General features: G+C 61.2%; 9 protein-coding genes and 1 pseudogene. 6 read left to right on the forward strand and 4 right to left on the reverse strand.

Features of this window, described 5'->3' with window-relative positions; translation table 11 throughout:
* Positions 1–393: 393 nt before the first annotated feature.
* Positions 394–684: a hypothetical protein gene (locus ACFWVD_RS27865; protein WP_379247787.1), complete on the reverse strand. Its 291-nt coding sequence runs from the start codon at positions 682–684 to the stop codon at positions 394–396.
* Positions 685–782: 98 nt separating this feature from the next.
* Positions 783–965, reverse strand: coding sequence for a hypothetical protein (locus ACFWVD_RS27870; protein WP_379247789.1), 183 nt, complete (start codon positions 963–965; stop codon positions 783–785).
* Positions 966–1,566: 601 nt separating this feature from the next.
* Here ACFWVD_RS27870 and ACFWVD_RS27875 point away from each other — a divergent pair.
* The 6 genes and pseudogenes from ACFWVD_RS27875 to ACFWVD_RS27900 all read left to right on the forward strand — a co-directional run bounded on the left by ACFWVD_RS27875 (position 1,567) and on the right by ACFWVD_RS27900 (position 4,427).
* Complete coding sequence (locus ACFWVD_RS27875) at positions 1,567–1,821, forward strand: hypothetical protein (protein WP_379247790.1); 255 nt, start codon at positions 1,567–1,569, stop codon at positions 1,819–1,821.
* Entirely contained in the window at positions 1,793–2,308 is a 516-nt protein-coding gene (locus tag ACFWVD_RS27880) for a DUF6879 family protein (RefSeq protein WP_379247792.1), read from the forward strand. Before ACFWVD_RS27875 ends, ACFWVD_RS27880 begins: the two co-directional genes overlap by 29 nt.
* A gap of 19 nt (positions 2,309–2,327) precedes the next feature.
* Positions 2,328–2,528 (forward strand): annotated as a pseudogene (locus tag ACFWVD_RS27885) (helix-turn-helix domain-containing protein); the annotation flags it as partial.
* Between the two features lie 51 nt (positions 2,529–2,579).
* On the forward strand, positions 2,580–3,173 hold the full coding sequence (locus ACFWVD_RS27890; RefSeq protein WP_379247802.1) for a DUF5753 domain-containing protein: 594 nt from the start codon (positions 2,580–2,582) through the stop codon (positions 3,171–3,173).
* Positions 3,174–3,327: 154 nt separating this feature from the next.
* Entirely contained in the window at positions 3,328–3,525 is a 198-nt protein-coding gene (locus tag ACFWVD_RS27895) for a hypothetical protein (protein WP_379247794.1), read from the forward strand.
* A 140-nt stretch (positions 3,526–3,665) separates the two neighbouring features.
* Positions 3,666–4,427 carry an HNH endonuclease gene (locus ACFWVD_RS27900; RefSeq protein WP_379247796.1) on the forward strand — a complete coding sequence of 254 codons (762 nt, stop codon included), beginning with the start codon at positions 3,666–3,668 and terminating at the stop codon, positions 4,425–4,427.
* A gap of 993 nt (positions 4,428–5,420) precedes the next feature.
* On the opposite strand, the gene ACFWVD_RS27905 is transcribed toward ACFWVD_RS27900, so the two are convergent.
* Entirely contained in the window at positions 5,421–5,888 is a 468-nt protein-coding gene (locus ACFWVD_RS27905) for a hypothetical protein (protein ID WP_379247798.1), read from the reverse strand.
* Positions 5,889–5,891: 3 nt separating this feature from the next.
* Positions 5,892–6,203, reverse strand: a complete 312-nt coding sequence (locus ACFWVD_RS27910) for a hypothetical protein (RefSeq protein ID WP_379247800.1) — start codon at positions 6,201–6,203, stop codon at positions 5,892–5,894.
* Positions 6,204–7,293: the final 1,090 nt, after the last annotated feature.

Here is a 7,293-nt window from a genome sequence, read left to right on the forward strand (position 1 = left end):
TCCTCAGCGCGATTCGGACGCATTCCGGCTTCATGCCATCCCAGGTGCCCGAATTTCAGCCCGCAGGTCGCAGAGTCGTTGACCCAGTCCGCGTATCGCAGCGAGCCAGGAAGTCCGCGCCGGACGGCCGCCACCTGGTGAGGATAGAGTTTTACCCACGCTCCGCAGCGTGTGGGGCGCTCCGTGTTGTGGCGCTTAAGCATGCCGGACACCTGTGAATTCCTACCTTCGCTAAGACGACTTCTAGCATGTGCTTGAGGACTACGGGGCTGATTCCCAGATGGACGGCTATTTCCAGGTAGCTTTCGCCGTTCCGTAGCCGCTGCCTGATTTTGTCCTCGTGTGCAGCTATGTACTCGCGCTGTTCCCGATATTCGCGGGCGCTCTGCCTGGTCACCGGAATGGGTTTCCGCACGGGTCCGTGTGGCCTGCGGGCTGACAGCACGTCTCGTCACGGGTGCAGTGCAGGATGACTTGCACGTCCGTCGGACAGCCGTCGTCCCAGACCAGCCAGAAGGCGCCGGGTACATCGTCGCGCGACGGGGCCAAGGCGCCAATGTGCTTGTCGGCGTGGTCCTTGCGAAGGTTGCAGGCCGTACCGTTTTTCCATGGAATCGTTTCCACGGGGTCCACGAATTCGGCCAACAGCGCTTGAGTGTCTTCGGGGATGCTGGTTCCTGCCAAGCACCATCCCCGGAAAGGGTTCGGGGTGGACGGCTGCACTGTTCCGCCTTTCGGACAGTAGGCGTCAGCAGGGATGGCTACCAGTTCGGAGCGGCTGGTCATTCCGCGCCTGCCGTGTCCAGTGCGTCAAGGGCGGCTTGGATGAGTTGGGGCGCGGCATCCCTTATGGCGGCCAGCAAATCGCGTTCGTCACGCTCGGCAAGGATTTGAGCGAATCCGGCATTGAGTAGCTCGCGCTCTTCCGGGGTGAAGTAGCTCATGCCCGCCCCCATTCGCCCCACGCTGCAAGGACTTCCTTGTGTGTGGCACAGCGCAGATCCCCGAAAGGCGTGTCCCACGGTTCCCCGCCCCCGAAGGGTCGGACCCGGCACTTGCCCTGTACCGGCCCCAGGACGCGCCCCAGACGGCCCGTAGGCACTTCCACAACGACCGTGCCTGGATCAGGCTCATAGGGGTGCTCCTGGGCCATCTCAGGGGCGCTCACAGCTTCCGCCTGAGTCCAGCTCCAACCGCCCGCAATACGTCCCGCGTCGGCAAGGCGTACCCCGTGCGAGGCACCCAGTCGGGCACTTCGGCCCACGCCGGGAACGGGTTGCGCTCGCCTTCGGGGCAAAGCCGGTAGAACTCCCCCCGCGCTATCGCGTGATCAAGCTTCGCCACGCCGTCGCCCGCCATGGCTCGCACGCTGCCGTCCGCCATCAGCCCTCGCCGTCCCCTCGCTGCCGTCGTGCTGATGGCGACGCTAGGAGTCGGGTCTTCAGGGGTTCCAGCAACTTGCACGAGCTTGCACGCTGATTCGTTGCAGGCGGTCTTGACTGCCAACCCAGCAACTGGAGTATTGGCCATGCAAGTTCACGCAATCCGCAACGGAGAGAGGCTGTCATGGCGCTACGGTTCGTCGGGATCGACCCGAACACCGACCTTGAGCACTGCCCTACCGTCTGGGCTGATGAAGAGTCGGGAGAACTCGTGTTGCAGGGCTGGAAGGCGAGCCCTGAACTGCGTGCAGCCTGCGAGGCGAAAACGCCGGCCCACGGATCGATCCCGGACACCGAAGAAGTCATCAGAATTCCGGCGCGCATGGTGCCGATGATCAGGGAAGCATGCGATGCCGTCGAGCGTTCCGCCGTTCACTGAGCTACTGGCCAACACCCGCCAATCCGCTGTCCATTTGGAAATGCGGGATGACTACGGCACCAACCCCCGGCTAGAAGCATGGCAGCGCGGTGAACGCGTTGACTGGGCCAACCGCGAATCCTGGTGGCATCCGTTCCACCAGACCATTGCGGATGCCGTGGCCCGTGGTGTGGCCATTCGTCGTGCCCGTGTGGTCTCGGAGCCTGTCAGCGAGTACATCCGCTGGGAGCACTACGCCACGCACGCCAACCTCACTGCTGGCGAAGAGGTGCGCTGGATTCCACGTAGTCAGGCAGTGGGGTTCCTGGTTCCCGCCAATGACTTTTGGCTGTTCGACGGGAAGCTAATCCGCATCCACCACTTCGCTGGGGATGGCCACCACGTGACGGATGAACTGAGCTCAAACGCAGGCATGTTGAAGCTCTGTGCCAACGCATTCGAGGACATCTGGCAGCGAGCCATCCCGCACAGCGAATACAAGATCTGAGCAACCGGACAGCCAACACATGTCATCCCCTTCGTCCAAAGCCCAAGAAGCCAGGGAAGCCGTAGCCGGTCGGTTGCGGGAAATGAGGCTTGACGCAGGAATCACGGGCCGTGAGTTGGCTGTCCGGTGCGGGTGGAGCGAGTCCAAGTCATCAAGGATCGAACACGCTAAGACGCCACCCAGCGACGCTGACATAAGGGCCTGGTGCACAGCGTGCGGCCTGCCAGGAACTGCGGATGACTTGATTGCCGCCAACCGTCAGGCTGATTCCATGTACGTCCAATGGAAGCGGCTACAGCGAACAGGGCTAAGGCAACTACAGGAGTCGGGCGTACCTCTCTACGAGCAGACACAGCAATTCCATGTGTACTGCTCCAACGTGGTGCCCGGCTTCTTTCAAACACCAGGCTATGCAACCGCGTTGCTGACGTCTATTGCACGGTTTCGCGGAACACCAGACGACGTGTCTGACGCTGTGAAAGCACGCATGGACCGATCGCACGTTATCCGTGAGGGCGATCACCGATTCGCTGTGCTGGTTGAGGAATCGGTGTTGCGGTACCGGATTGGCAGCGCCGAAGTAATGGCCGCTCAACTAGGTCATCTGTTGTCGGTAATGGCGCTCCCTTCGATTTCCCTGGGAATCATTCCGTTCACGGCGCCCCGGCAAGCGTGGCCGCTGGAAACGTTCACCATCTTTGACCGTCAGCGTGTTCACGTGGAAACCCTGTCAGCCGCTATCAAGGAAACTCAGCCGAGTGACGTAGCGCTGTACCTCAAGGCATTCGGGAATCTGAAAGAGATTGCCATCCATGGATCGAATGCCCGCACGCTCATCACTTCGGCAATCGACGCTCTAAGCTGAGGCCCCTTCGGTTCACAGCAGCGCACTCGGACGTAAAGACGGCAGGTAGGAAAGTCGCAGGTCAGCAAACCCGTCTCTCTGGGCCGGCGGTAGGGGAAATTTTCAGATGCCAACACACATCGGACTGTCAGCCAGGCGGGAATAACATACGGGTATGCCGAAATGTGTTGAGTGCGCAAAGACATTCGAAATCAACGACGCGCGTAACGAGTACAACGAAGAATTCGAGGGTGACCCCGATTTCGATGAGCACTGGGGTGAGGGACACTACTGCGGGCGTTGCGCTGCAATCGAGACCAGCTCGCTCATCAATCAAGGGCAAGCAATCCTTGACGGCGAAGATTACGAATAGAGGCGTTGGCGCGTTTCCTGAGTAGCCGGGTCTCCCCAGAAATGTCAATAGCCCCGTACCCGGCTACCGCGAGGCAGCTAGTACGGGGCCGAATATTCTTGGTCGACAGCGCGTGTATTTCCGTGGGGTGGAATTTGAGTGTGTCTGAGAAGACCAGAAAGATTCTGTGGATTCAGGCTGGCGGCTTCTGTGCCATCTGTAGAAAGCAGGTGATTACACCCGGCACCGAAACAGACGACCCCTCTGTATTTGGCGAAGAAGCGCACATTGTCGCCCGATCCGAGGGCGGTCCTCGGGCGGGCGGGCTAGCGGAGGATTTGATCAATCACCACTCGAACCTGATCCTTTTGTGCAGCAAGGACCATAAACGTGTGGATGATCAGCCGAACCACTTCACGGTGGAGCGGCTCCGGCGAATCAAGTCAGAGCACGAAGCGTGGGTGCGCTCCCTAGCCGGGGCGGATAGCAGTCGCTTGATGCTAGTTCCTGACCCATTGTTCCCTCAACCCAAAGCACTAGAGCTGATCACGCGTGGGAATCCACTTTGGGGCATGGTCAAGAGGAGTGTGCAATTTGAGTACGCCTTGCCAGACGGATTGTGTGACGACGATGAAGATTTGATCATCGAGTTCATGGGTTTGCTGACGGACTATCTCGACGTATCCGGGGAGCTTGTAAGTCCACGAGAAAATCGGGACGCAGAGAAGACCCTTCAGCTTTACATCAGCCGCCTTGCTGAGCGTGAGTTCCTGGTGGGTGCCTATGTTCGGCACATGCTATTGACGGGCGGAAGTACTCAGAGCCCAACGCCATGGCCAATTCTCAGAGTCGAAGTACAGTCCACAGCATTGGCCGAAGTTGCGAACAAAGACGGCACCCCATATTTCCCTCGGAAGCCATGAGAGTGAACACTCCGGCCCCGCGCAAATTGCTTAAGCTGCGGCCCTAGCTTTTTGCCTCCCTGCCGGTCAATCTCAGAGCCGGGAGGGGGTCACCCCCCAGGGGGTAGGGGTGCAGCGGGTGAATCAGAACGGCGGAACGTCGTCAGGCTTCGGCTGCACCTTCTCGGCAGCCCACCCGCCCGGCTGATGCTTAGCCGTTTCCCTGCTGTGGCAGACAGCGCACAACGGCCTCAAGTGCCTTGGTGCGTCAGGCATTGCCTCACCTCTTGCCAGCAATTGCTTACGGCTCAGTGGCCAATGGTCTGCGACCGTCGCATGTCGACTGCACAGCACACACCATGGGTTCGCGTACAGGTGGGCCTTTCGCTTTCGCTGCCAGCCAACTCCATAACCGCGCTTGCTTGCTGATCCTCGCTGCTGTTCTCTCTGCCTGTTGTGTTCAGTGCACGGACCGCCATCCGTGAGTTCACTACAACCTGGCTGAGTGCAGGGCTTCTTGGGCTTTCGGGGCATGGCTCCTCCGAGGGTGATCCGACCTGAGGCCTAGGGCGTAGCGGCAGCGAAGGGGGCGGCAGGCGCAGAGCAGGGGCATAGGCACTGGTGAGAGGGGGTGGGGTCCCACGCCGGCGATTTGGGGAAATTTTCGAGAGGGAAGGGCCGCGCCCATGGCAGCGAACACCACCAGGGGGCACGGCGCCTATCGCTACGCCGCTCACCGGTAACCCCACACGCCTACCTTGCTGCGGGAACAACCGGCGCAGCAGTGCCACCCCCTTACCGTGGGTTGATGGGATTCCCGATGCTGTCTCGCGGGGTCTGATCAATGACGAATCGCTCATGGTCCCGGACAACGCTGGTCAGACCCCGGGGAATTCGGGTCCCTCGATAGTCAGCGGGGCAGCGATCAGACCAGGCAGGCGAGCCATCCTGAAGCCGGGGGAAGAACGGGTAATCGCCGTCCGGCCCCGGGTCTAGTGCGTCATGCGCCATGGGCTAGGCCACCTCGTATGCGCTGAGGATTCCGGCAGCGAGGGCACCAGCCTTGGCACGTCGGAGCTCATCGGTGGCGGCTTCCTGCCAGCGCCTCAGCTCCTCGCCCGGATCCACGTATCGGGGATTGACGAACTCCGCATCCTGGCCGAGTAGTTGCGCGCACTCGCTGGCACGGTCCCGAAGTATTCCCAGCGCATCCCGGCGGGCAAGGTATTCGGCAACCATCGCGCCGAGCGTGCCAGCCTCAAGAGCCTTGCCCATTTCAGCGGCAGTCGGCTTCTCGCCGCGCACCTTCTCCTCAAGGCCCGGCCGGTCAGCGAGAAAACGAGCGGCAGCAGCCTTCTTGGCCTCAAGGCGCTGTGCGTCCTTCTGGGCGGCCTTCTCAGCTTCCTGAGCCTCCAGGGCGGCTAGATCCTGCGCGGCCGTCTCAGCGGCAGCACGAGCCTTCTCAAGGGCATTGGTGGTCATGGGTCAGGCTCCGTATCCGCGCGCAATGCGCTGTGCAGGGGTCAGGTCGTCGCCGGACGGCGAGGGCTCAGGCTTGGACGGCCGGGCGCCTAGCTGATCGGCGGCGCTGCGGGCAATCTGCGAATAGCCCATCGTCATTCGCGTTGTGGGGCTCAGCTGAACACCCTTCGCATCAGCGGATCGAAGGTGGGCCAACTCGGTGTCAGATTCCTCGCTGGCCATAGACGCCAGGGATTCAAGGTGGCGCCGCATTTGCTCAGGGTCACGCTTCTCGGTAATGGGATTGCCATGCATATACCAGGGTCGGTCAGTCATCAGTCTTTCCTTTTCGACAAAAGGGGATCACCTACGAGAATTGGTAGGTGATCGTTAGTGCTGGCGGGTAATCGGTACGATTCCGACCACGTGTTTATTGGCAGTCCGGAGGCCCAGCGCGCGAAGAGTCCGGGTGAATGACCCGAGCGGTACGGACGGCCGGTCATTCGCTGCTAGTCAAGCCTGGGTAACCGCGTAAACGTTGCTGATGCGCTCATAGGCCCCGGGAGCTGGTTTAACGCTGACATCTAGGGCGGCGCATATGTCCGCCACGTGCGGAAGGTCTTCGGGGCGGAACTCAGCCATTGGCATCACCCCTGGTGGAATTCAGGCGGTGCAGCACAGCGAATGCGGCCAGCACCTCAGCGCGAGCTACCGGCTCCCGGGGAATGCGTGTATGCCCCTCAAGGATTTTCAGCGCCTGAGCTACTGAGGTCATCGCTGCGTCCTACCTTCGGCCCGGCGGTGATCCAGGGAGCATGTCTGCAAAGCCGCCTCAGCGGCTGCAAGTTCAGCCAAGTAGTCCAGCAGCGCGTGAGGTGCGCCGTTCGGCATGAGCCCATCGCTTTCGATTTGGTCAATAACGGCACTCAGCGTCCGGGCAACACGAATTCGGAGCGGGACATTGCGCGGGGGCATGTCATCTGGGGTAGACATGGAAGGCCTTTCAGGTACGAAAAAACGGCCCTAGGTCCGGGACTCGCCACAGCGGGGCATCACTACCGCTGCGAGAATCAACCGGGCCTAGGGCCGTCGTGTAGAGGCGCGAATAGCCGCGCAATGAGAGGCGAACCTAGGTGATGCCCGTTCGCTTCCTCCCTAGTGGATCTAGTGAGTGGATCGCCTTCCCGGGTCGAAATCTCGGATTTCCAGGCCGGCTGTGAGCCATTGCACAGCAATTGATTGCCGGGGCCTACAGCCCTGAGTGCCCCTGTAGATGCCTTAGAGCGTCACCCTGAGCCGAGAGCCAGGGCATCATCGCGAAGCGCTCAGGCAGGCGCACAGGCCCTTTTGGCGGCGCGGTAGTGGGCGGTCTTGCAGCGATCGGAACAGAAGCGGCGTGGACGGCCACGGCCCGGCCGGTATACGG

Source organism: Nocardia sp. NPDC058666 (assembly GCF_042714895.1).
Classification (GTDB): domain Bacteria; phylum Actinomycetota; class Actinomycetes; order Mycobacteriales; family Mycobacteriaceae; genus Nocardia.